Below are 23,947 nucleotides of genomic sequence, written 5' to 3' on the forward strand. Positions count from 1 at the left end.
GTTGGTTCAGTGATGGCGGGGGGCCGCGCCCTTGATGGGTGCGGCCCCCCGCTTGTTGGTGTGTTAGCTTGTTCGGCGCCGCGCCCAGGTGATTCCCACCGCCGCGGCCAGGAGGAGGAGCGCGGCACCCGCACCCACGGCGATGACGAGGCCGCGCGAAGAAGCAGGCGAAGACTCGGAAGCGGCGTCCGCGCTGGCGCCCGAGGCTGGCTCCTCGGCCTGCGAGGGCGTGGGTGTGATGGTGAAGGGATTGACCGGTGCGGGCATGTCGATGAACGGCCCGACCGTTCCCTTATTCAGGGAGAAAAACGCCTCTTCGACATCGCCTTCGAGGAGGGGCTCATCGCTGGTGGGGATGGTCGCACCTTCTTCGGGAGTCCAGTCACAGTAGGACAAGTGGCTCACGGACAACATGTCATCCAGGTGCTCGTGAGAGGGGTTGGCGTTGCAGTGGGCGTTGTTGATCGACGTGAACCTGACTTCGAGTTCTTTGATGGTGGCGTTTTCGAAGGAGGCGAAGATCTGGTTGAGGTAGACCATGGGCGCGCGTACCTGCAGGTGGCCGGATTCATCGAGGGAATAAAACGCGTGGCGCGCCTCCCCAAGATAGTAGGCTTCGATGTCGCAATTGCCGCCCACGTGACTGACCTTGACAAAGTAGCCTTCTGCTGAGCCTGACCAGAAGGTGTTGGCGATACTTTGACATTCCTCCCGGGTGATCTTCTCGGGCGAATCGAATGTGTGAGTGAAAGCGATGCTGATGCGCATGGCCCACTCTCGAGTATCCTCACTAGTTTCGACAAGTAGCTGTTCGACAACGACTCTGGCAACAATGCCGTGGTTAGGCAGCAGGGGCGTTTCGGGTGCTGTAGTCACTGGAACACTTGGTGTCGGCACAGGCGTGCCGACTGCATGAGTCGGCGCGCACACGCCCGCCACACACGCGCCAACCACAACCACACACGCCACCCACCGGGCCACACGGGCCTTCAATATCGCTGCCATTGCAGTCCTTCCTGAGTGCCGAGGCAGAGCGTTCATCTGAGCCAACTTAGTAGTGGTACTTGTTCAGTTGAACGTAGAAGGCACTGCGTTCCGGGTCATAGTTGTCGAATACTGCGAGACGCTCTGGGGAGATGTACACGGACTGGATTTTCTCCTCCTTAACCGTCTTCATGAGATTCTCCTCAGCCGTTTCGTCACCACTCTCGAGCGCCTTGATCGCAGAGTTGACGGCTGCAGCGAAGTTGCGCGCGTTTGTCGCCATACCCCTGAGCGCGGAGGCCTCCTGAGTCAGGTATCGGGCGTACGCCGTGCTGAAAGCCGCGGGACCGCTCTCAACGCCCCACTTGCCCTCGTTCTGCAACCCGATATTTTGCTCCAGTTTGTCAGCAGCCCGCTCAAAACGGATCGCCAAGCCGTCGTCTTTATCGGTCAGAAGGGTGACCCAGCTCTTCCACTTGTAGTAGTTGACTTCCATGTTCGCAGGAACATTCTCGGCACCCATGACGACTCCTCATTGACAGGCATGATCGTGATGGTTCGAGCCTACCAGATGACAGGAAATGACAGAAGAGGCTTTCACAGCGCCACGCTAGCGCCGCTGGCGCAGGTCCACAACGGAAATGAGGCGTTCACCCAGCAGCAGCTGACTGTTCATGGGAAGCTCGATGGGCTGGCCGGGAACCAGGGTGTGGGTCTGCCCGTTGGGGGAACGGGCGCGCGTCCCGTTCGCCGAGTTAAGGTCTTCGATCGTAATGCCGCCCTCGGAGGGGGCGATGCGCACGTGCGTACGCGAAAGCGAGCGCGTCTGATCCTCCACGGGGATCGGGGAGTCCGTGGCGCGCTGCGGCGAGGGCGCGCGGCCGAGCACGATCGTGCGGTTGACGGGGATTGACTGGCCCGTGTCGAGCAGGAGTGCGGCGTAGGACGCGCTCGCCGGCGCCGAGGCCGTGGTGCTGTTGGTCGCTGTGGCAGCAGGTTTCGGTGCGGTCGTGGGGAGAGCGGGCGCGGGGACAGCGGGCTCCGGCGGGCGAGGGGCTTCGACCTCGGCGGGAGGCGCCCCGGCGCTCGCCTCTCGAGCGAGGGGTTGCGGCATGGGTGCGGAGAAGCGCGCGGTCGGTGCCGGGGGTGCAACGGGAGCCTTCGGGGCCTGCATCTCCTGAACCGGCGTCGGCGTGGGTATCGGTGCCCCGATGGGAGCCTTCGGGGTGTGCGTCTCGCGAGCCCACGCAGGCGTCGGTGCCGGTGCCGTGGCTGGTGCCTCGGGCATCGCCTCCTCCTGGACGGGCGCCGCGGCAGGCACCTCCTGGACGGGGGCGGGAATCTGCGGGCCGGGCACGTACGGCACTGACGAGGCCGGGGCCGGGGCAGGCCACGCGCGTGAGCTCGCCGGGGCGCTGGGCTTGGGCAGTTCAACGCTGGGCTTGGGCAGCTCGGCGCTGGGCTTGGGCAGTTTAACGCTGGGCTGGGCGCTTGCCGGTGACTCGCTGGAGTGGCTGATCGGTGCCGAGGGAATGTCGGTCACGGAGGAGAAACTCGTATGGCCCTCGGCGATGCCTGCACCCGCCTTGCCGTAGGGGCTGGACGACGCCACGGCCTCGTCGATTGTGTCCTCCGGTACGAAGGTCACGCACTGAAGTGAGAACAGTTTCGCCATCCACGACCCGCGTTGGCCTCCCAGAAGAACGAAGATGACGGGCAGGGGCGGGATCAGCGAGGACAGAGCCGTCAGGAGGACATACCCCGCGGACACCATCAGCGAGGGGGACAATTGCGACGAACCAGCGCGCACCAGCGCGCAACGCGCCAGGAAGGCGCCCACCGAACGACCATGCAGTGCGATCAGGATGGCCTGGAGGGCAACGTATTCGACGATGGTCGTCACGATGACGGCAACGTTGCCGTGTGACAGGGCCGAGGCGACGGCACCGAACAGCGCAGCGCCGACGATATCGATGAGGAGCGCAGCAACGCGCTTGCCGGGGGATGCGGGGACGGCAACGAGGTCGGGTGATGTGGCTGTCATAGTACCTTCCGCCAAACGAGATCGAAAAGTCCTGACCCGTAGGTCGCGGCTGGTAGGAGCAACGTGAGTGAAAGCCCCTGGATGATGTCGATGATTCTGCCGACCAGGGCGGAGGGCTCGCGGCCCGAGCGGATGAGCGCCACGACGGGCACGATCACAGCCAGCAGGCACAGGGAGAGAGGCAGGATGACGTGCTGCGCGAACGTCAGCGTCGGTGCCGACGACTCGCCCGTGGAACGCAGGAGGTAGCGGTCCCAACCGGGCGCGAAGAAAAGCGTCACCCAGATCGCGAGCGCCGCGAGACGAGGCCCGTAATGCGTCAGCCGGTCGCGCTTCGAACGCGCGTTGGTGACCAGGGCGAGGATCGCGAGGAGGCACAGCGCGAGCGTGGCGTAGCCGGCGTAGGGTGTCTCCTCGCCGACCGGCATCTGGTAGGCGGTCAACAGGCCGGAGATGAGCGCAACGATGGTCGCGTTCCACAGGATCGTGCGGGAGCGGTCGTACGCTTCCGCCAGCGTCTTGTTGACGCGCAGCGGCGTGATTCGCGATGGTGGCTGCAGGACGGTGAGGCGAATGGAGGGGAGGCGCTTCATGACCAGCGGCAGGTCGAGCACCTGGTGGTCGGGGACCTGGAGGGCCAGGTGAGGAGACAGTGAGACGAAGAAAATCGACGCGGTGAAGATCAACGGAGCGAAGCGGATGCTGCTCAGTGCGCTGAGGGACGCGACCGTGACGGTCACGGCAATCAGTGCGAAACACTGGACGTTGACGCGCGCGCTCGGCGTGGGCCTGGCGAAAAGAACGAGGCTGGCGACGATCAGGCAGGACCAGGTGACGATGACGGGCAGCAGGGTAGGTGAGCCGGGTAGGGGAGTGGCTGCGACGCCGACGCTTACCCCGGCGGCGGTGCAACAGGTGACGAGGGCGAAGCCGCGCGCTGCGTTGCTCGGGGCCAGGAGCGGGCACGACCAGATGAGTGCGCACACGATCCCCAGGCCCAGACGTCCCCACGTGTCAGTCGCGAGCGAGGGGAGCATGTCGTAGCCGTCGCGATACAGGGCGAGCACGGGCAGGAGGACGCCGAGGAGAGACACGACGGAGGCAACGAATACGAAGGCCGTGGCTGTGAGCGCCGGCCGGAAGCGCCGGTTGTTTCTGGAACGTTGGTCGTCGGCGACGGCTTGGGCCGATTCCTGCGTGCCGACGATGGTGATGACCGAACCGGAGGGAATGTCTCGTCCGATGACAGCACCGAGCTCGACGGGACGTCCGCCTCCGAGTGTGAGGCGAGCTGACAGCTTGGTCAGATCAACTTCGATGAGTGCGAGCAGGCCCGCGATCGTCATTCCGACGGGGATGACGTAGTCCTCCCGGTGGGAGCTGCCAACGACGGTAATCGATGCCTGTGTTTGTCCCACGCGAGCCTCCTTTCGTCTCCGACACGGATGACACTCTCAGACAGTATTGTGTCATCAGACGCGGGCTTGGCAAAAGTTCGACTGTGGTCCACGTTAGGATAGCGGGGACTACTGCTACCCGGGTGCGGTGACAAGGGAGGAACGATGGCTGACTCTGAGGATCGCTTGGAGGGCGTACCGGAGATGCCCGAAGGGAAGATTCCCATCCAGGCTCCGCCGAACCAGGCTGAGGCCGCGGGCATCGGTAACGTGCTTGCGATGGTGGTCCCGATGATGGGCTCGATGGGCGTCATGGTGTTCATGGCGATCTCCCAGGCCAGCGGGGGCGCAGGTCAGGGTCGTAACTCGATGATGCTGATGATGGCGGGCGGCATGGTGTTCGCCATGGTCGCCATGGTCGCGTTCAACGTCTATCGGCAGGTCTCCCAGCATCGTCAGAAGGTTCGCACGCTGCGCGGTGAGTACCTGGCGTACCTGTCGGAAACGAGGCAGACGGTCCGTAACGTCGCTGACCGCCAGCGGGCTTTCGTGAACTGGGCTCTTCCCGCGCCCGAGGCCTTGGTTGCGGTGGCGGAACAGGGTGAGCGCGTGTGGGAGCGTGAGCCGGGCGTCGAAATGCTCAATGCGCGAGTTGGCGTGTCTGAGCAGAGCTTGGCGATGGAGCTGCTGGCTCCCGACTTGCCGCCCATGGCGAACCCGGACATTGTGTGCCTGTCTGCGATGACGCGCTTTGTTGAGACTCACCGCAACCTGGACAGCGTCGCCTTCGGTGTTCCCCTGGAGGATTATTCGCATGTCGAGCTGGCGGGCCGCCGCGAGGACACGATCGGCGTCGCGCGGCTGATCATGACGCACCTGGCGACCTTCGTCAGCCCCTCGTACTTGCGTATCGCGGTGCTGTGCTCGCCGGATCGTCTCACGGAGTGGGAGTGGGTCAAGTGGCTCCCTCACGCCGGTTCGACCGTCGAGTCGGACGCCGTGGGCCCCGCCCGCATGGTGGTCACTGAGGACATCGATCTGCTGGACCTCCTCGGCTCCGACGTGACGGATCGGCCGGGCTTTACCCCACGTGGTGATCTGACGCCCTGGCCGCACGTCCTCGTCGTGTGCGACGGCGCTGAGCTGCCCGCCTCAACCCAGATCGGTTCTCGCGACGGCGCTGCCGGCGTGACTGTCGTGAACCTGCACGAGAAGTGGGGGGCGCTGACGAGCCCGTCGACGGTGCGCCTCCTCGTCCACCCCGTGGCGAAAGGACAGACGCGCGGCGTGCTCGAGGTCAACCTTTTCAGTCACCAGGCGATCGTCGGCGAATGGGAGCGGGTGGGGCGCGCTCAGGCCGAGGCCATTGCCCGACGACTGACTCCCTTCGCCATGGGCACCGAGAAGAAAGAGAGCGAGACGCCCGTCGGGCGCTCGGACGTCAAGCGCTCCGTGGACCTCATGGAGCTCCTGCAATTGGGCGACATCCGAGACTATGATCCCGAGCGGGCCTGGGTGCGTCGCGAGGGCAGGAACCGCCTGCGCGTCCCCTTCGGTGTCACCCCCGAAGGCGTCCCCGTCCTGCTCGACATCAAAGAGTCCGCCCAGCAGGGCATGGGCCCCCACGGCCTCCTGATCGGCGCAACCGGTTCGGGTAAGTCGGAGGTCCTTCGTACCCTCGTCTTGGCTCTGGCCCTGACCCACTCGCCCGAGCAGCTCAACTTCGTCCTCGTTGACTTCAAGGGTGGCGCGACCTTCGCGGGCATGTCCGAGATGCCGCACGTGTCCGCCATGATCTCCAACCTCGAGTCCGAGCTGTCCCTGGTGGACCGCATGCAAGACGCGCTCAAGGGCGAGATGGTGCGCCGCCAGGAAGTCCTGCGCGAGGCGGGTAACTACGCCAACGTCACCCAGTATGAGGAGGACCGTATCGCGGGCAAGCATTCCTTCCCCCCGATGCCCGCCCTCTTCCTGATCCTCGACGAGTTCTCCGAGCTGCTCACCGCCAAGCCGGAGTTCGCCGAGCTGTTCGTCGCGATCGGCCGCCTGGGCCGTTCGCTCTCGATCCACCTGCTCCTCGCCTCGCAAAGGCTCGAAACCTCGAGGATGCGCGGCCTTGAGTCTCACCTGTCCTACCGCGTGGGCCTCAAGACCTTCTCAGCCAGCGAGTCCCGCGAGGTTCTGGGCGTGCCGGACGCATACGAGCTCCCCTCGCTGCCCGGCTCCGGCTTCCTCATGCCCGGCACGGACGAACTCATCCGCTTCCGTGCCTCGTACGTCGCGGCCCCGCCGCCGCAGCGAACCGTCGGCTCTACCCAGCTGTCCACGGCTGGAACGCCGGACCGCTCGATCAAGGTCCTGCCCTTCACCCTGGCCCCCGTCCTGACACGCGAAGAGCCCATCGCAGCCCCGGCCTCGTCCGAAGAAGTCATGAGCCTGCCCGGGGACGCCAAGTGGGCAGACATGAGCGAGCTCGACATCGCGGTGGCGAAGATGACCGGTAAGGGCGTACCCGCCCACCAGGTGTGGCTGCCCCCGCTGGACGTGCCCGACACCTTCGACCAGATGATGCCCGACCTCGCACCCGTCGACGGCCTCGGCTTCGTGTCGATGGAGTGGCGCCAGCGCGGCTCCCTCGTCTTCCCGCTGGGCATCAGGGACATCCCGCTTGAGCAGCGCCGCGACCTGCTCACCTTCGACCTGTCGGGCGCGGGCGGTAACTTCGCGGTCGTCGGCGGCCCGCTGACCGGCAAATCGATGGCGCTGCGCTCCCTCGTCATGTCGCTCTCGCTCATCTACACGCCGCAGGAAGTCCAGTTCTACATCATCGACCTGGGCGGTGGAACCTTCGCGTCCTTCGCAGACGCCCCCCACGTCGCCGGTATCGCCACGCGCGACACCGGTGAAGTCCTCACCCGAATCCTCGCCGAGGTCCAAGGCATTATCGAGGATCGCGCGCGCTATTTCCAGCAGCACAAGATCGACTCGATCGAGACCTACCGGCGCGGTCGCGCCCAGGGGCTCTACGACGACGGATACGGCGACGTCTTCCTCGTTGTCGACAACTGGGCCTCCCTCAAGGCCGACTTCGACGACCTCGACATGCGGATCGGTCGCATGCTCAACACCGCCCTGACATTCGGTGTGCACCTCGTGGCCGCAACGCCTCGCTGGAGTGACTTCCGCATGCAGATCGTTGACATGCTCGGTTCGAAGCTCGAACTCAAGATCGGCGACTTCCGCGACTCCGCGCTGGACCGCAACGTGCAGAAGCAGATCCCGGACGCTCGGCCGGGCCGAGGAGTGTGCGCGTCCAAGCACCACGTCCTCATCGCCTTGCCCCGCGCGGACGGCGAGGCGGACCCGGCGACCGTCAGCGAAGGCGTGGTCACCACGATTGAGCAGATCCGCGCGGCGCTGCCCGCCGGCCCCGGCCCCAAGCTTCGCCTCCTGCCGACCAAGGTCACTGCCGAGGAGATCGCGCAGCTGCCTGGCGCGCTCGCCCCGGTGCAGGGCCGAGCCCCCGCGCTCATTCTCGGTGTCGAAGAATCGCGACTCGGGGCGTTCCGCTTCGACCCGAACTCCGAGCACCACCTCTACCTCTTCGGCGACTCCAAGTCCGGCAAGACAACGTTCCTGCGCTCCCTTGCACGCGAAATCGTGGCCAGGAATACGCCCCAGAAAGCGCAAATCATCGTCGTCGACCGGCGCCGCTCCTCCCTCGGCGCCATTCCGAAGGAGTACCTGGCCGCCTACCTGACGACGAACGAGTCTGTCGCAAGAGATATGGCTGAGTTCGTGGCGTTCCTGAAGGAACGTCTACCCGGCGACGACGTGACCCCCGAACAGCTCGCGAATAGAAGCTGGTGGAAGGGACCGGAGTTCTGGGTCCTCGTCGACGACTACGACCTCGTCGTGACCTCCGAGGGTAATCCGCTCGCGGCGCTACAGCCGCTGCTGGCCCAGGCGGGTGATGTTGGTCTCCACCTGGTTATCGCGAGGCGGATGGGTGGCGCCTCTCAGGCCGTGTACGAGCGCGTCCTGCGTTCCCTCATTGACCTCGGGTCGACAGGCATCATGTTGTCCGGTAACCCGGACGAAGGTCAGGTTATCGGGCGTGTGAGGCCGGTCCGCGCACTGCCCGGTCGAGCGATCGTCGTCTCGCGCGAGGCGGGCACCTTCCGCGCTCAGCTCGCCTGGTCTGATCCCGTTCGATAGCGCGTAACCATTTATGGCTCGCGTGTAGAATAACGGTGTTACGCGTTATCCCACGCGCCCAACGCAGCGAGAAAGACGAAGGTAGATGGCTCAGGGTGAACATGCTGAGCGCGCCCCACTATCGTGGGGCGCGTCGACTGACATCGGTCCCGTCCGCTCCGAAAATGAAGACTCCTGGCTGGCGGTTTCGCCCGTCTTCGCGGTCGCCGATGGAATGGGTGGCCACCTCGGCGGCGCCCAGGCCTCGTCGAAGGCAGTCATCACTCTGCGGCAGTTCCTGAGCCCCGAGCGCCTCGGAAACCGCCCCGTCGACCTGGTTGACCTCTCCGTCGCCATCGACGCGGCGGCCACCGCCGTCGCCGGCCTGGCGCCCGTCGATAACCCGATGGGCGCGCCCGGCACCACCCTGTCCGGCCTCATGGTCCTGTGGACCCCCGAGGGCCCCTACTGGCTCTCCTTCAACGTCGGCGACTCGCGCGCCTACGTCGTGGGCCCCGGCGGGATCCGTCAGCTCACCCACGACCACTCCGCCTTGCAGGAAGCCCGCGACCTGGCCGCCACCTCCGGCGCGCCGCAGGTGATTCCCCCGGCCAACGTCGTCACCAAGGCCCTGGGAGCCGGACAATCCGGCAGCGTCAAGGCGGATTACACGATCATGCCCCTCGAAGAGGGCGATCGCGCCGTCATCTGTACAGATGGCGTGCACGGGGTCCTGCAAGACTCCCAGATCCACGCGATTGTCGCCGCTGGCAACGGTCCGCAGGGAACCGCCGATGTCCTCGTGAAAGCCAGCCTCGAAGCCGGCACTCGTGACAACTCAACTGCGGTTGTAGTCTACGCAGGAACCCAATCACGAGTAACATTGACAACGAATGTCATGAATCGAATGATTCAACCAGTACGTCCGGCGTCGATTCAGACAGCGCGCCGGGTTCCTCGTAGAGAAGGCAGTGACTGATGCTTCAGATTGGACGCTTCTTGTGTCGCGGACAGGGCGCGATGCTCGTCACCGGACCCCTCGGTGCCGCGTTGGTGCCGCTCGAATTTGCGGACTCCGCGGCTGATGTCGTGTGGGGACGAGCCGACACGCAGGCGTGGCTCTCCCACGTGCAGGCCGAGCAGGGCGACGTCCTGCTCCTGGACTGCGCCGGCGAACAGCCCTACTTGACAGTCCTCGGTAACATCCAGCTGCGCATGCGCGCCGCAGGACAGATCACCGAGCAGGTGTGGACCGACCCGATCTGGGCCTGGCCCTTCAACCCCGGTGAGTGGCAGACCTTCGAGGCGAGCATCAACGAGGGCGACGAGATCACGTGGATGGTCCCCGCCGCCGACCGCGTCGAGGCCGCCGAGATTCGCATCGGCCGCGCCCTGGACGAGGTCGAGGCCCTGGCTTCCCTGCCCGTCGACACGATGGGCTTCCTCATCAACCCCGACATTCCCGACCACGAGCGCCGCGCCCGCCGCGACGCGCGCGAGGAGCTGCCCGAGCCGACCACCACGCACACGTCGTCGGTCGACCTGGCCGCCGTCGAGGCTCAGTTCCTTGCAGCCACCTCCAACGGTCCCGTCTCGCTGACGCCCACCGCGCGCACCGCCGCGCCTGAGCAGGTCGAGGCCACGGATGCGGTTGAGGACGTCGCTGAGAATGAGGTCGAGCAGACCTCGAGCGAGCTCTACGTCGTCGAGCCGCCGGTCAACACCGCCGCGTCGACCGAGCGCCTGGCCGCCTACTCGGAGTCCACCTCGTTCGAGCCCGAACCCGAGCCTGCTCCCGAGCCCGAGGTTGAGCCCGCTCCCGCTCCTGCGCTGGAGCCCGAGCCTGAGGTTGAGCCCGCTCCCGCTCCTGCGCCGGAGCCCGAGGTTGAGTCCGCTCCCGAGCCGGAGCCCGCTCCCGAGATGGCACCCGAGCCGCCCGCCACGCCCGAGGCCATGAGCGCCGCCGGACTGGCCGACCTGGGTGCCGAGACCGACACTGAGGCCACGATCCTGCGCCTCGCGCCCGTCAACGCCGGCCCGGCCGCCCCCGTCGCCTTCCTGATCCACGGCGGCACCGTGCCCGTCGAGGTCTCGCGCGACGTCGTCATCGGCCGCGACCCCGACGCCCGCGCCCTGACCGGCCGCCCCGTGGCGACCGTGCTGCGCGTGCCCAGCCCGGCCACCGAGATCTCGCGTTCGCACTGCGCCGTCATGATGACGACGCCCGGCTCGTGGGCCCTCATGGACCTGGGCAGCGCCAACGGCACCGTCCTGCGCCACGCTGACGGATCCTTCCAGGACGTCACCCCCATGGTGACGATCGCACTGAACGACGGCGACCTCATCGACGTCGGCGAGGGAACCACCATCGAGTTCCGCGTGCGCTGACGCCATATGCGCCTTGTCTGTGGGGTGGACCTGTTGGTCCACCCCACAGGTGTATGTACTAGGCTGTCTTATGTTGACCGTTTGGAGGTTGGGGGCACCGATGCCCTCGGCGGCTGATTGGGCATGCGAGAGGGAGTGAGTTCATGAAGAATCGCGTGCGGATGATCGTTGTCCTCGTGTGTGTGTTCGTTGTGCTGCCGGTGGTGGGTGGCCTCGTGTATCTGTCGCGCACGAGTGCGCAGGACGCCGCGCGCTACTACGCCGAGGCGATCGCCCAGGGGCGCTTCGAGGACGCGATGGCTATGGAAACGGACAAGGCTTCTGGCATCGTGGAGCCCGAGAACGTCGATTTGCGGCGAGGCCAGATCGCCGTTCCCTCCAGTGTGACGAGCGTGTCGCTCGTGGGCGTTGCGCAACAGGATGGAAGCCAGGCCGTCAGAATCGGCTTGAACGTCAACGGATACGTCACGACCCGCACAATTTCCCTGCGTCCCGATGCCTCTCACCGTGGCTTGCTGGGCGCGTGGAAAGTGACTGAGGGGCTGGCTACCAAGTATCCGCTCAGCATGGAGGGGTACGCCTCTGAGGTGAGCGTCGGAGGTATGACGCTCGGCGCAGTGAGTGAGAAAGGTAGCGACGGCACGGTTATCCCGCTGACGGTGCCAACTGAGGGACTGTGGCACAGGGGCAGCAGCAGCGTCGTCTTCGTTGCGTATCCGGGAGTGTACCCGGTGGAGGTGACCACGGTCGGCGAGGGGACCGAAGTGCTCGTCGATTCCTCGGTGGGGGCGCAGACTATCGCCTTCACACGGGGGCTTCTGAACCACAGGCTCGAGGTCCCTCTCGATGAGGAGACGGAAGCGTGGCAGGAGGAACAATTCGAGTCCCTCTCCGTCGCTTGTGTGAAGGGTGAGAAGCCGGAAGGCGTCGTGTGCCCGGGCATAGAGGTATCGGGTGTTGAGTCGGTCTACTTTGGTGGGGCGTCCAGGGAATTTGGGCGCCTTAGGAGCTGGGGCGTCAATGTAGAAACAGCCGACGAACGCGTGCTTCTGAATGTCATCAACGAGGTGTGCTTTGACGATGCGGGTGAGGCCCACACGGTGTTGTTCCTCGACGAGAGTAACCGCTATCGGAGGAAGAAGTGACGAGGGGGTACGTGACAATGCTGCGTAAGAGTTGGTCCCCGAAGAATCGCGCGCGGACCATTGTTGTCCTCGTGTATGTCTTCGTTTTCCTGCCACTGATTGGCTCGGTAAGTTCCCTGGCGAGGACCAGTGCCGAGGCAGCCGTGCGCTACTACGCGGAGGCGATCGCGCAGGGACGTTTCGAAGATGCGCTGAGCGTTGAGACGGACAGAGGTCGCAACGATAGCAGTGTTACGCACGGTTCCGTGGTTGATCTGCGGCGGGCCCAGGTGGCCGCGCCCTCATCCGTATCCGCTGTGCGGATGTATTCGGGCAGGGATGTGAGGGGGCGTCAGAGAGCCGCTATCGACTTTTCCGTCAACGGTTCCACAGTCACCCGTGAAATCTACGTGGAGAATACGGCTTCTCTCAGGCTGCACGTGGGTCCCTGGCGCATCGCAGAGGGAGCCGCTCGTGAGGAGACAGTGCGCACGGAAGGCTATGCCACCGAGGTAACCGTCGGCGGGGTCTCGCTGGGCTCTGTCGGAGGCACCACGGCTAGCATTTCTATTTCCGCGAGCGACGACCTGTGGCATCCCGATCACCATGACCACGAGGTATACGCGTACCCGGGCATGTATGTCATCGGCGTGACACAGCTCAGCGAGCACACCGAGTATTCTGTCGACTCCGTCGCGGGAGCCTCGGCGATAGAAATGGGAACTCGTGCACGTCATCAGGTCGACATCACCGTGGATGAGGAGACGCACGCATGGCATCAGGAACGCTTCGCTGCTTTGGCGACCGCGTGTCTTCGGGGGGAGAAACCGGAAGAAGCCGTGTGCCACACGCAACAGTACCATCGAGCCGACTCGATCAACGTCGGTGAGATCAGCGGTGATCAACGCGAAGGACTGCGTGCCCCCTCCATTCAGGTCACGACCGGTAATTATGAAACCACGGTGGGGCTGAAGAGCGAGGTCTGCTTCGATCAGTCGGGTGAGCGCCGTATCGTCTTTAGAAGCTATCGCTAGAACATTCCGGGGCGTGGCTCGCAGAAAGCGAAGGCCCGTTGCAATTGTTTCCGTCGTTTTTGGAGGGTTTCATGAAGAATCGCGTGCGGATGATTGTCGTCCTCGTGTGTGTGTTCGTTGTGCTGCCGGTGGTGGGTGGCCTCGTATATCTGTCGAGGATCAGCGCGGAGGCGGCTGTGCGCCACTACGCCGAGGCGATCGCGCAGGGGCGCTTCGAAGATGCCCTGGCGGTTGAGAGCGCCGACGCCGACAAAGGCAGCGGCATAGAACTCGGTGGTGTCGTAGACCTGCGCCAAGGTCACTTAGTGGCGCCGAATAGTGTGGGTTCCGTACGGGTGTACCCCGAGCTCGATGTGTGGGGGCGTCAAGGAGCGAGCATTGATTTGTCCGTCAACGGGCGCACGATCACGCGCGAGATTTACCTGGAGCGTGTGGGTGTGCCAAGGCCGCACGTGGGCATGTGGCGCGTCGTCTCTGGCGCTGCGCAGGTGGAGACGGTGCGGGCGTATGGCTATGCCTCCGATGTGCGCATCGGCGGGGTGTCGCTTGGTCGCGTGGGGGCGACGGGCAGTGACGGTGTCGCTATTCCTGCGGGTGTGTCGGCCGATGGCGTGGTGCCCCAACCCATTCATGCGACGACTGTCTATGCGTACCCGGGTGTCTATGAGGTTGCGGTCGATAAGGTGAGTGAGCATACGGATGTGCTCATTAATTCCGAGGTTGGTGCCTCGTCGATTGAGTTGGCCGGGTACGGGTCGGATACGACGATCAGCATCATGCCTGACGATGAGACGCGCGCGTGGTTTGTGGGCGCCTTCGAGTCGCTCGGGCGGTCGTGTTTTGGATCGGAAGCAGCGCAGGGCGCGCTGTGTCCCACTTTCGACTTTTCGGGCACTGTGAGCGATGAAGTGGAGGAGAAGGTTTGGTGGCAGTCCGATGGTTTAGACGGTTCGGAAACGTTTTGGATTAAGACTGACGCCGATGTTGTTTCCGTCGATCTGGCGGGTGCGCTGTGCTTCGACGAGGCGGGCGATGCTCGTGTCGTGTTCAGGGTCGGCGAGGAGTCTCACCACCCTTGGAACTGGTGAGTGGGCGCATTGTGGCGCCCGTAGTGTTGTCGTAATGAGAGAAGAGGCTATGCCATGAAGAGTCGCGTGCGGATGATCGTCGTCCTCGTGTGTGTGTTCGTTGTGCTGCCGGTGGTGGGTGGCCTCGTGTATTCGTTCAGCGTGAGCGCGGAGGCGGCTGCGCGCTACTACGCGGAGGCGATCGCCCAGGGGCGTTTCGAAGATGCCCTGGCGGTTGAGAGCGCCGATGCCGATGTCGATTCCAATGTCGGGCGTGGCGATGCCGTCGATCTGCGGCGACTCCAGCGATCGTCGAGCACTCCAGCGATGAGCGTGGGCGCTGTGTGGGTGCACTCCGAGCTCGACAGGGATGGTCGGCAGGGTGTCAATATCGAGTTCTCAGTGAACGGCCGCTCCGCGACCCGCGTCATCTACATGGAGCGCTCGGGTGTGCCCAAGCCGCACATCGGCTCGTGGAGGGTCGTTTCCAGTGCGGCGCGTAGCGTCGCTGTGTTCGCGGACGGGTACGCCTCAGACCTGTCGATTGCTGGAGTGTCGCTCGGGGACGTCGGAGCGACCAAGGGCAATCAGCGGATGATTCCTCCCGTAACAGACGACCTGTGGCACTTCGCTGGCGGCGGCGGTGTAGTGTACGCGTATCCCGGCGTTTACGACATCAGCGTGACCCGGTTCAGTGAAGACACCGAGTACAGTGTCGACTCCGTTCCGTCGGGTGCGACGATCGACTTGTTCGATGCTGACGAACCTCACCAAATCGACATCGTCTTGAACGAGGAAACAAAGGCCTGGCAACAGGAGCAATTCGTGCCTCTTCTGGAATCGTGCATTCGCGGGGAAAGCCCAGAGCAGGCCCTGTGTCCCGATCTTAACGTTGCGGATGTTGAGTCAATTGACGTAGGGGAGGTCAGCGACAGCTTGCCGGGGAGCTTGGCTGCCTACAACATCACGGTCACCACACGGGAGCACCGTATCTGGCTGGACGTGCGTGGCGCGGTCTGCTTCGACGAGGCCGGTGAGCGATACATCGTCTTCACGCTCCTTCGAAAGTGGGTCGACGGCCGACAGGTCAGATAGCTGGACCGGCGAGCCTCGCCGGCGACCTGGCTCCTGTGACGAGTGTGGGGTGGGCCTTGGGGCCCGCCCCACGTCCGTCTGCCCGCCCCCGGTCGTCTGCCCGCCCCCGGTCGGCCGAACGCCGCGCCCGCCGGCGCCTGCGTGACAGCCTCGCCGATACCCCTGACCAGCCCGCTTGACGCCTACTTCCGCGCGAGGAAACGATACCCGACAAGCAACCAAGGCCTCGTCCATGTAAGGACAATCATTATTGTGCGTGTCTTGAAGTGACCTTAGTCCCTTGATACGTGTATCCTTGCCTGTGGTAGTGGCCCGGTGTCGGGCCAATCATCGCAAACACGGAAGTTGAGGACCACGATGGTCAAGTATGTGTACGACTTCTCCGAGGGTGACAAGTCCATGAAGGACCTGCTCGGAGGTAAGGGAGCGAACCTCGCCGAGATGACGAAGCTCGGCCTGCCTGTTCCCCCCGGCTTCACGATCACCACCGAGGCATGCCGCGCATACCTCAAGGAGTCGGCCGTTCCCGAGTCGCTTGCCACCGAGGTCACCCGCGCGCTGCGCGGCGTCGAAGACCAGATGGGCCGCCACCTCGGCGACCCCGCCGACCCGCTCCTGGTCTCCGTGCGAAGCGGCGCCAAGTTCTCCATGCCCGGCATGATGGAAACCGTCCTGAACATCGGCCTCAACGATGAGTCGGTTCTCGGCCTCGCAGCCGTTAGCGGTAACGAGCGCTTCGCGTGGGACTCCTACCGCCGCCTCATCCAGATGTTCGGCAAGACCGTCCTCGACATCGACGGCGACCTCTTCTCCGACGCCCTCGACGAGCTCAAGGCCGAGCGTGGCGTGAAGGGCGACACCGACCTGACCGCCGAGGACCTCAAGGGCCTCGTCGACACCTTCAAGGGCATCGTCAAGGAACAGACCGGCGAGGACTTCCCCCAGGACCCGCGCACCCAGATGGACATGGGCATCGAGGCCGTGTTCCGCTCCTGGAACACCGAGCGCGCCCGCATCTACCGCCGCCGTGAGCGCATCCCCCACGACCTGGGCACCGCCGTCAACATCTGCACCATGGTGTTCGGCAACATGGGCGAAAACTCCGGCACCGGCGTGTGCTTCACCCGCGACCCCTCCTCCGGCCACTCCGGCGTCTACGGCGACTACCTCGAGAATGCGCAGGGCGAGGACGTCGTTGCGGGTATCCGCAACACCCTGCCCCTGTCCGCCCTCAAGGAAATCAACAAGCCCGTCTACGACGAACTGCGCGGCATCATGCGCAAGCTCGAGACGCACTACCGTGACATGTGTGACATCGAGTTCACCGTCGAGCGCGGCAAGCTGTGGATGCTCCAGACCCGCGTCGGCAAGCGCACCGCCGCCGCCGCGTTCCGCATCGCCACCCAGCTCCTGGGCGAAAAGCTCATCACCCGCGACGAGGCCCTGGGCCGCGTCACCGGCGACCAGCTCACCCAGCTGATGTTCCCGCAGTTCGACGCCACGGCTGAGAAGGAACTCATCGCTCGCGGCATGGCCGCCTCCCCGGGCGCTGCCGTCGGCAAGATCGCCTTCGACAACGCGCAGGCCGTCGAAGCCGCCGAAAAGGGCATCAAGACCGTCCTCGTGCGCCGCGAGACCAACCCTGACGACCTGCCCGGCATGGTCGCCGCCGAGGGTGTCCTCACCGCGCGCGGCGGTAAGACCTCGCACGCCGCCGTCGTCGCCCGCGGTATGGGCAAGACCTGCGTGTGTGGTGCCGAATCCCTCGTGATCGACGCTGCCGCCGGCACCGTTACCATCGGTGACCTCGTCCTGACCGCTGACGACACCATCGCCATCGACGGCCAGACCGGCGAAATCTTCCGCGGCGAGGTCCCCGTGACCGACTCGCCCGTCACCACCTACCTCGCCGAAGGCCTCGAGGCCGGCCTCGCCGCCGCCGGCGAGGATGCGGGCACCCGCGAGCTCGTCGAGGCCGTCGACAAGCTCCTGTCCCACGCCGACAAGGTTCGCCGCCTGCGCGTGCGCGCCAACGCCGACACCCCCCTCGACTCCACGCGCGCCATCGCCTTCGGCGCCGAGGGCATCGGCCTGTGCCGCACCGAGCACATGTTCCTGGGTGATCGCCGCCCGCTCGTCGAGCGCGCGATCCTCTCGGCCCCCGGCTCCGACGAGCGCCAGGCCGCCTTCAACGAGCTCGAGAAGCGCCAGAAGCAGGACTTCCTCGAGATGCTCGAGGTCATGGACGGCAAGTCCATGACCGTGCGCCTCATCGACCCGCCGCTCCACGAGTTCATGCCCGCCCTCATCGAGCTGGAGACCAAGGTCGCCGTCGGCAAGGCCACCGGCACCCTCGACCCCGCCGACGAGGCCATGCTCGTTGAGGTGCGCCGCATGCACGAAGAGAACCCCATGCTGGGTCTGCGCGGCGTGCGCCTGGGCATCTACCTGCCCGGCCTGTTCGCCCTGCAGATGCGCGCCCTGTGCGAGGCCGCTGCTGAGCTCGTGGCCCGCGGCCTCGACCCGCGTCCCGAGATCATGGTCCCGCTCGTCGGCTCCGTGCGCGAGCTCCAGCTCGTGCGCGAAGAGGCCGAAGGCATCATCGCCTCCGTCGCCGCCGCCCGCGACGTGGACCTGTCCGGCGTCTCCATCGGCGCCATGATCGAGCTGCCGCGCGCCGCCATGACGGCCGAGGACCTGGCCGAGGAAGCCGACTTCTTCTCCTTCGGCACCAACGACCTGACGCAGACCGTGTGGGGCTTCTCGCGCGACGACGTCGAGGGCGTGTTCTTCCCGCAGTACATCGAGGCCGGCATCTTCGGCGTCTCCCCCTTCGAGTCCATCGACGTCCACGGCGTGGGCACCCTGGTCTCCGAGGGCGTGCGCCGCGCCCGCTCCACCAAGCCGAACATCAAGCTCGGCGTGTGTGGCGAGCACGGTGGCGACCCGCTGTCGATCCACTTCTTCCACAACGTGGGTGTCGACTACGTGTCCTGCTCCCCGTTCCGCGTCCCCGTCGCCCGCCTCGAGGCTGGCCGCGCCGCGGTCGAGGACCACGTGGATATGACCGCCTGATCCGCCAGGCGGGTGGCGCTGTGCTGAGTGCCGCCGAGCGCGACGAGGCCGTGGCCGGGAAACCGGTCGCGGCCTCGTCGTGTCTGGGGTGGGGTGTGCGGGCTCGGCCCGTGGGTTGTGGGGTGCTTCCGTTTGAAATACCGGAGTGGTTCCCCAACAATGTTGCACGTAATTCCCCTGCCCATATTTCAAGTTTTGAAATCGGATCGTTGAAATTCCGCGGTTTTTTGGATACCTATGAAAAGTTAGGGTACCCAAATTACGTGCGAGATTTGTCTGGGGGTTTTCTCGGTGACGCGTGTCGGCGGCGCAGCACCTGATGCCGAGTGGCGTGGCCCCGCCTGATGCCGGGCGACCTCCATACCTGTGGGGTTCTTCCGTTTGAAATACCGGAGTGGTTTCCCAACAATGTCGCACGTAATTCCCCTGCCCATATTTCAAGTTTTGAAATCGGATCGTTGAAATTCCGCGGTTTTTTGGATGCCTAAGAAAAGTTAGGGTGCCCAAATTACGTGCGACTTTTGGTTAGTTTCGGGGTTGTGCGGTTGTGCGGTTGTGTGGTGGGGCGCGCCAACAATCAGGCGTTCTGCAGTGCTCCCTGCATGGCGAACATCAGGCCCACCATGATCGTGTTATTGAGCGCGTGGAACAGCCACGAGTAGGCCACGCTCTTGCCCGAAAAAACGTACACGAGCGTCAGGACGATGCTGATGGGCAGGTATGAGAAGAAATCCTGCCACTGATGGCTGTGCATGTACGCAAACAGTGCCGCTGAGATCGACGCGACGAGCCACGTGGGGGCGTAGACGCTGAGCTTGCCGATGAGGATGTGGCGGTAGAAAACCTCTTCGACCATGGGCACCCCGATGGCGACGAAGAAGCAGAAGACAAGTCCCGTGCCGCCGTCAAAAATTGCGTTGATGACGGCCTGCTGGTTCTCGGGGATCGGCGGGTTGAGTCCGTAGAGGGCGATGCGGGTCGCGGCCTGGACGATGACGACCGGGATCCACAGGCCGAAAAGCAGCAGGATCTTCACGAAGGGGTGCGTGCGCAGATAGGAGAACGCGGGGAAAAACTCGCCTGCAAAGAATGCCAGGACGATGATCAGGAAGACCGTGTCGGCGGCGAGGTTGATGGCCGTCAGGCTCCACGACTCGGGGAAGAGCCATGTCGGCACTCCCACCAGGAAGAACGCAGCGTAGGGGATGCCGAAGATCGCGATCCGCACCCAGTCGGCGCGCGTCGGACGCGCGGGGGACGAGGCCGGGGCCGACTCGCTCGAACCAGGCTCGCCGGGCAGGGGGAGGGGAGCGGCGGACACGGGGCCCTGCGGGCCTGCGTTTGTCACGGGAGAATCTGCCGTCGCGCTCAGGGGCTGTGTATTCGGGTCGGTGGTCATGAGTGGGACTGCTTCCTGCGGTTAATTGTGCTGCCGGAATATTATGACAGAATTTGAAATAAATTGGCATATGTATGTGTGCGTGGGTTGCGTCCGTCTGTGGATGTGGGAGGTCTGGGTGTTTCGCCTGCTGGCGCGCCATTTTTGTGGCATTGTGTCAGCAAGCGATCAGCCTGGGCCTTTAGTCCTTCAAAGGGGCTATATGTCCGCGCTAAACACGGTCACGGCATGATCACAATTTAGGATGACCTAAACGGACTACTTTCCACCTGGGCCAGATGTGGTTACGCTGATTGACAGGAATTCGATCGACCCGGCGAACCCATCGCGCCGGTTTCACAGGAGGCAAGCCGTGGCAGTGCTTCGCGCCCACGCAGATCATGTCGTCCAGCGGGCTACCCGTCTCTTCGTCGTCGCGCTTATGGCGGCGATCTCCCTGGCGGTCTTCGCCGCGCCCTCGCGCGCGGCAGATCAGACGTGGAGCGATGTCTCGACCACGATCAACGGGCTCATTGATGAGGGCGTGTCCACCTACAAGGCGGGCGACGCCAAGGGCGGCAAGGACAAAGTCAACGACGCCTACTACAAGCACTACGAGATCACCGGCATGGAGAAGCAGGTCATGGCCCGCATCTCCGGCTCGCGCGTCTCCCAGGTGGAGATGGAGTTCTCCCTCCTGAAGAAGGCCATGAGTGACGCCGACAGTGCGGGCGTCGATAGTCACGCTACGACCCTCAAGCAGTACATGGTCGAAGACGGCGCGTCCCTGGATGGCGTGGCCCCCGGGTCGGCGGCCCAGGCCTCGTCGGATGATTACAGCCCCGGCGCGTGGGGTGAGGTCGCCAAGACGATCAACGGCATCCTCGAAGACGGCGCCAACGCCTACAAGGGCGGCGACGCCAAGGCCGGTAAGGACAAGGTCAACGAGGCCTACTACAAGCACTACGAGATCACCGGCATGGAGAAGCAGGTCATGAGCCGCATCTCCGGCTCGCGCGTCTCGCAGGTGGAGATGGAGTTCTCCCTCCTGAAGAAGGCCATGACCGACGACGACTCGGCGGCGGTCGACCAGCACCTCTCGACGCTGACGAACTACATCCGCGAGGACGCCAATAGCCTCGACGGCTACACCGGCAAGGCCGCCGACAAGGCCACCGAGGGGTCGACCACCTCCCCGTGGGTTGCCCAGTTCCTGCCTTCCCTCCTCGTCATCCTGCGCGAGGGCATGGAGGCGATCCTCGTCGTCGCCGCAGTCCTGGCCTACCTGGCCAAGGCCGGTCACAAGAAGAAGGCCCCGATCGTCTGGGGCGGCGTGGTGCTCGCCTTCGGCCTGTCCATCGGTCTGGCCTTCCTCTTCAGCTACGTCACCTCCCTGGCGGGAGCGAACCAGGAACTCCTCGAAGGCTTCGCGGCGCTCTTCGCGGTTGCCATGCTCATCTGGGTCTCCAACTGGATGATCAACAAGTCCTCGAACAAGGCGTGGGACGAGTACATCAAGAAGCAGACGGACGCCTCGCTGAGCAGCGGCTCCCTGCTGGGCCTGGCCTTCATTTCCTTCCTCGCGGTCCTGCGCGAGGGCGCCGAGACGATCCTCTTCTACGTCCCGATCGTCGCCGCCGCGGGCGACAAGGTCCACTACGTGTGGATCGGCCTGGCGGTCGGCCTCGTGGCCCTGGTCATCATCTACCTGCTCATCCAGTTCGCGGCGGTCCGCATCCCGCTGCGCCCCTTCTTCACCATTACCTCGCTGCTGATGGCCTTCATGGCCTTCACGTTTACGGGTTCTGGTATCGGGGAACTTCAGGAGGCTGACGTCGTGTCCCTGACGCCCATCTCCGGCTTCCCCACCATTGACCTCTTGGGGATCTACCCCCGAGTGGAGAACCTGGCCGCGCAAGCCATCGTTCTCGCCATCATCGTCGGTCTCTACTTCTTCGGAAAAGCTCGCCTCGCCCGCGAGGCCGCCGCCCAGTCGCGGGCCGAGGAATGACAGCAGTCGAGCGACACCGACTTTTCATCCAACCAACACGCACAGGAGATCATCACATGAAGCGTTCTCTGTTCCGCGTCGGCGCGGCCCTGGCCACGCTGGCCCTCGCAGGCACCCTGGCTGCCTGCTCCAACAACTCCTCGTCCTCCAGCGAGACGCCCGCGGGGCCGGCCTCGGCTTCGGCTAACCCTGCCGCCCCCGCCCCCGGCGAGGACGCTGGCTTCGAGGAGCAGCCCCTCGGCGACGAGGTCCACGTCGGTCCCCTCGTCGTGGGCGGCGTCTACTTCCAGCCCGTCGACATGGAGCCCGAGATGGGCACCCCGGCTGCCGAGTCCTCGATGCACATTGAGGCCGACGTCTCCGCCGCCGAAAACAACGACCTCGGCTACGGCGCGGGCGACTTCGTCCCCGGCCTGACCGTCGAGTACGCGATCAAGGACAAGTCCGGCACGGCCGTCCAGGAGGGTACGCTCATGCCGATGAACGCCTCCGATGGCCCGCACTACGGCCTGAACCTGCCCAAGCTGGACGCCGGCACCTACGACGTGACCTTCACGATCAAGCCCCCCAGCGGCTGGCTGCTGCACACCGACAAGACCACGGGCGTCAAGGGCCGCTTCTGGACCGAGCCGCTCGTCGCCGAGTTCCCGGATTGGCAGTGGGATCCCACCGCCGTTTCGTGGTGATCGACTCTTAAGTAACGCGGGGTCGAGGCCGTGGTTCCTTCCGGGATCGCTGGCCTCGATCCGCGCCCCCAGGGGGGACTAAACTCAACATCGGAGTCGCGTGGCTTCGGTGTGCCTGTATTGAGAGAGGAAAGCCAATGCTTGTGCAGATGAGTGAGGCGACGCTAACGTTGCTACTCACGATGCTCGCCGTCGGAGCTGTCATCCGCTTCATGCCCGCCGCCGGACATGGACGCCGTGGAAAGCTGGCGCGCTCGCGGGCCGCGTGGGGCGGCATCATCGCGGGCTTTGTCTCCTCCCTGTACCTGACGTTGCTCATCCTTCATGACCCCAAGTCCGTCAACCGCCAGACCGTCGGCCTGTACACGCTGCCGTTCGCGGTGGTCCTGGCCCTGGTCTTCCTTGCGTTGGTGGCCGTGCGCGCCCGCCGCATGCGCGCGCACCTGCCGGGAGGAGACGCGGATGACGAGGCCAAGGCGGCCTCGTCGATGGAGACCGCCCTGCCCGGGGACTTCCTCGTGCGCCTTGTTGGCGCGGCGTTCATCGCGCTGGTCCTGTTCCGCGCGGTGCCCACCGCCATGAACCAGGCGATCATGATGACGTCGGGCGGCGTCGCGATCTACTCGACCCCGATGGTGCTGGCCATCGTCGGCTACGTGCTGGCGTGGCTGCTCGTGTTCTTCCTGGCGTGGCTGTCGTACCGCCTGTGTTCGTGGAATAACCGCGTGTGGCCGGCCGCGTTGATCCTGGCGGCCCTGCTGGCCAACTACGCGCTGCTCTTCGTGCGTATCCTCAAGGCCAAGCGCTGGATCAAGACTTCCAAGGAAGCGTGGGCGGTCATCTCCTGGTTCATTAACAACGAGGCCGTCTTCACGATCGTGGCCGCCGTGGCCCTGGGCGTCGTCGTCATTCTGACGTGGCGCGCGTCGCGCGCGATCCCCACCGTCGGGTCCAACCCCGCCGAGAGCCGCCTGGGCCGCGCCCGCTCGCGCCTGTACAAGTCCATGGCTGGCACCGCCGCGATCGGCTACCTGTGCGGCGCCCTGCTCATCACCGTGGGCGTGGCCTACGGCAGCCAGGAGATCGAGCTCTCGCCGCCGGAGTCCTTCAGCGTCGTCGAGGACCAGGTGAGCGTCAACCTGGCCGATATTTCCGACGGCCACCTGCACCGCTTCGAGTACACGACCTCGGGCGGCGTGAAGGTGCGCTTCATCGTCATCCAGAAATCTGGCTCCTCCTTCGGCGTGGGCCTGGATGCCTGCGAGATCTGCGGGCCCTCGGGCTACTACGAGAAGGACGGCAAGGTCATCTGCAAGCTGTGTGAAGTGGCGATGAACATCGCGACGATCGGCTTTAAGGGTGGCTGTAACCCCATCCCCATTGACTACAAGGTCTCGAACGGGACACTGACCGTGCCGATTTCGGCGCTTGAGGCCTCGGCCTCCATCTTCGCGAAGTAAAGGGACT

Annotated in this window: 16 protein-coding genes; 11 read left to right on the forward strand and 5 right to left on the reverse strand. The window is 64.8% G+C overall.

What is annotated here, in order from left to right:
• Positions 1 to 63: 63 nt before the first annotated feature.
• The 4 genes from O3669_RS06130 to O3669_RS06145 form a co-directional block, all read right to left on the reverse strand.
• Complete coding sequence (locus tag O3669_RS06130; RefSeq protein WP_314769033.1) at positions 64 to 768, reverse strand: hypothetical protein; 705 nt, start codon at positions 766 to 768, stop codon at positions 64 to 66.
• Between the two features lie 283 nt (positions 769 to 1,051).
• Positions 1,052 to 1,507: a hypothetical protein gene (locus O3669_RS06135; RefSeq protein WP_295966627.1), complete on the reverse strand. Its 456-nt coding sequence runs from the start codon at positions 1,505 to 1,507 to the stop codon at positions 1,052 to 1,054.
• 87 nt (positions 1,508 to 1,594) lie between these two features.
• A complete protein-coding gene (locus O3669_RS06140) occupies positions 1,595 to 3,028 on the reverse strand; it encodes an FHA domain-containing protein (RefSeq protein WP_371524032.1) in 1,434 nt (477 codons plus the stop codon).
• Entirely contained in the window at positions 3,025 to 4,446 is a 1,422-nt protein-coding gene (locus O3669_RS06145; protein WP_371524033.1) for a hypothetical protein, read from the reverse strand. Before O3669_RS06145 ends, O3669_RS06140 begins: the two co-directional genes overlap by 4 nt.
• A 144-nt stretch (positions 4,447 to 4,590) precedes the next feature.
• Here O3669_RS06145 and eccCa point away from each other — a divergent pair, with 144 nt between their 5' ends.
• The 8 genes from eccCa (at position 4,591) to ppdK (ending at position 18,405) form a co-directional block, all read left to right on the forward strand.
• Positions 4,591 to 8,643: a type VII secretion protein EccCa gene (gene eccCa, locus O3669_RS06150; protein WP_371524034.1), complete on the forward strand. Its 4,053-nt coding sequence runs from the start codon at positions 4,591 to 4,593 to the stop codon at positions 8,641 to 8,643.
• 85 nt (positions 8,644 to 8,728) lie between these two features.
• Complete coding sequence (locus O3669_RS06155; RefSeq protein WP_295920240.1) at positions 8,729 to 9,601, forward strand: PP2C family serine/threonine-protein phosphatase; 873 nt, start codon at positions 8,729 to 8,731, stop codon at positions 9,599 to 9,601.
• Complete coding sequence (locus O3669_RS06160) at positions 9,601 to 11,010, forward strand: FHA domain-containing protein (protein ID WP_371524035.1); 1,410 nt, start codon at positions 9,601 to 9,603, stop codon at positions 11,008 to 11,010. Before O3669_RS06155 ends, O3669_RS06160 begins: the two co-directional genes overlap by 1 nt.
• Positions 11,011 to 11,153: 143 nt before the next feature.
• On the forward strand, positions 11,154 to 12,155 hold the full coding sequence (locus O3669_RS06165) for a hypothetical protein (RefSeq protein ID WP_371524036.1): 1,002 nt from the start codon (positions 11,154 to 11,156) through the stop codon (positions 12,153 to 12,155).
• 11 nt (positions 12,156 to 12,166) lie between these two features.
• The gene (locus O3669_RS06170; RefSeq protein ID WP_371524037.1) at positions 12,167 to 13,168 is read left to right on the forward strand and encodes a hypothetical protein; all 1,002 of its coding nucleotides are present in this window, start codon (positions 12,167 to 12,169) and stop codon (positions 13,166 to 13,168) included.
• Between the two features lie 71 nt (positions 13,169 to 13,239).
• A complete protein-coding gene (locus tag O3669_RS06175) occupies positions 13,240 to 14,256 on the forward strand; it encodes a hypothetical protein (RefSeq protein WP_371524038.1) in 1,017 nt (338 codons plus the stop codon).
• A 54-nt stretch (positions 14,257 to 14,310) separates the two neighbouring features.
• Positions 14,311 to 15,330 (forward strand): hypothetical protein, encoded by a 1,020-nt coding sequence (locus tag O3669_RS06180; protein ID WP_371524039.1) that lies wholly within the window; start codon positions 14,311 to 14,313, stop codon positions 15,328 to 15,330.
• A 357-nt stretch (positions 15,331 to 15,687) separates the two neighbouring features.
• On the forward strand, positions 15,688 to 18,405 hold the full coding sequence (gene ppdK / locus O3669_RS06185; RefSeq protein WP_371524040.1) for a pyruvate, phosphate dikinase: 2,718 nt from the start codon (positions 15,688 to 15,690) through the stop codon (positions 18,403 to 18,405).
• Between the two features lie 577 nt (positions 18,406 to 18,982).
• Here the strand turns inward: ppdK and O3669_RS06190 are convergent.
• Positions 18,983 to 19,804, reverse strand: a complete 822-nt coding sequence (locus tag O3669_RS06190; RefSeq protein ID WP_371524041.1) for a lysostaphin resistance A-like protein — start codon at positions 19,802 to 19,804, stop codon at positions 18,983 to 18,985.
• Positions 19,805 to 20,156: 352 nt separating this feature from the next.
• On the opposite strand from O3669_RS06190, the gene O3669_RS06195 reads away from it, so the two are divergent.
• From O3669_RS06195 to O3669_RS06205, 3 genes are all read left to right on the forward strand, one after another.
• Positions 20,157 to 21,794, forward strand: a complete 1,638-nt coding sequence (locus O3669_RS06195) for an FTR1 family protein (RefSeq protein WP_371524042.1) — start codon at positions 20,157 to 20,159, stop codon at positions 21,792 to 21,794.
• A 56-nt stretch (positions 21,795 to 21,850) separates the two neighbouring features.
• Positions 21,851 to 22,480 carry an iron transporter gene (locus O3669_RS06200; RefSeq protein WP_295966476.1) on the forward strand — a complete coding sequence of 210 codons (630 nt, stop codon included), beginning with the start codon at positions 21,851 to 21,853 and terminating at the stop codon, positions 22,478 to 22,480.
• Between the two features lie 137 nt (positions 22,481 to 22,617).
• Positions 22,618 to 23,940: a Fe-S-containing protein gene (locus tag O3669_RS06205; RefSeq protein ID WP_371524043.1), complete on the forward strand. Its 1,323-nt coding sequence runs from the start codon at positions 22,618 to 22,620 to the stop codon at positions 23,938 to 23,940.
• The last annotated feature ends 7 nt before the right edge of the window (positions 23,941 to 23,947 follow it).

The organism is Pauljensenia sp. 20925_1_34 (assembly GCF_041432775.1).
Taxonomy (GTDB): Bacteria; Actinomycetota; Actinomycetes; order Actinomycetales; family Actinomycetaceae; genus Pauljensenia.

Coding starts and splice junctions, on each gene's coding strand:
- O3669_RS06160 (WP_371524035.1), top strand. CDS start 9,601: ATGCTTCAGATTGGACGCTTCTTGTGTCGCGGACAGGGCGCGATGCTC.
- O3669_RS06190 (WP_371524041.1), bottom strand. CDS start 19,804: ATGACCACCGACCCGAATACACAGCCCCTGAGCGCGACGGCAGATTCT.
- O3669_RS06175 (WP_371524038.1), top strand. CDS start 13,240: ATGAAGAATCGCGTGCGGATGATTGTCGTCCTCGTGTGTGTGTTCGTT.
- O3669_RS06180 (WP_371524039.1), top strand. CDS start 14,311: ATGAAGAGTCGCGTGCGGATGATCGTCGTCCTCGTGTGTGTGTTCGTT.
- O3669_RS06205 (WP_371524043.1), top strand. CDS start 22,618: ATGCTTGTGCAGATGAGTGAGGCGACGCTAACGTTGCTACTCACGATG.
- ppdK (WP_371524040.1), top strand. CDS start 15,688: ATGGTCAAGTATGTGTACGACTTCTCCGAGGGTGACAAGTCCATGAAG.
- O3669_RS06130 (WP_314769033.1), bottom strand. CDS start 768: ATGCGCATCAGCATCGCTTTCACTCACACATTCGATTCGCCCGAGAAG.
- O3669_RS06165 (WP_371524036.1), top strand. CDS start 11,154: ATGAAGAATCGCGTGCGGATGATCGTTGTCCTCGTGTGTGTGTTCGTT.
- O3669_RS06200 (WP_295966476.1), top strand. CDS start 21,851: ATGAAGCGTTCTCTGTTCCGCGTCGGCGCGGCCCTGGCCACGCTGGCC.
- eccCa (WP_371524034.1), top strand. CDS start 4,591: ATGGCTGACTCTGAGGATCGCTTGGAGGGCGTACCGGAGATGCCCGAA.
- O3669_RS06140 (WP_371524032.1), bottom strand. CDS start 3,028: ATGACAGCCACATCACCCGACCTCGTTGCCGTCCCCGCATCCCCCGGC.
- O3669_RS06135 (WP_295966627.1), bottom strand. CDS start 1,507: ATGGGTGCCGAGAATGTTCCTGCGAACATGGAAGTCAACTACTACAAG.
- O3669_RS06155 (WP_295920240.1), top strand. CDS start 8,729: ATGGCTCAGGGTGAACATGCTGAGCGCGCCCCACTATCGTGGGGCGCG.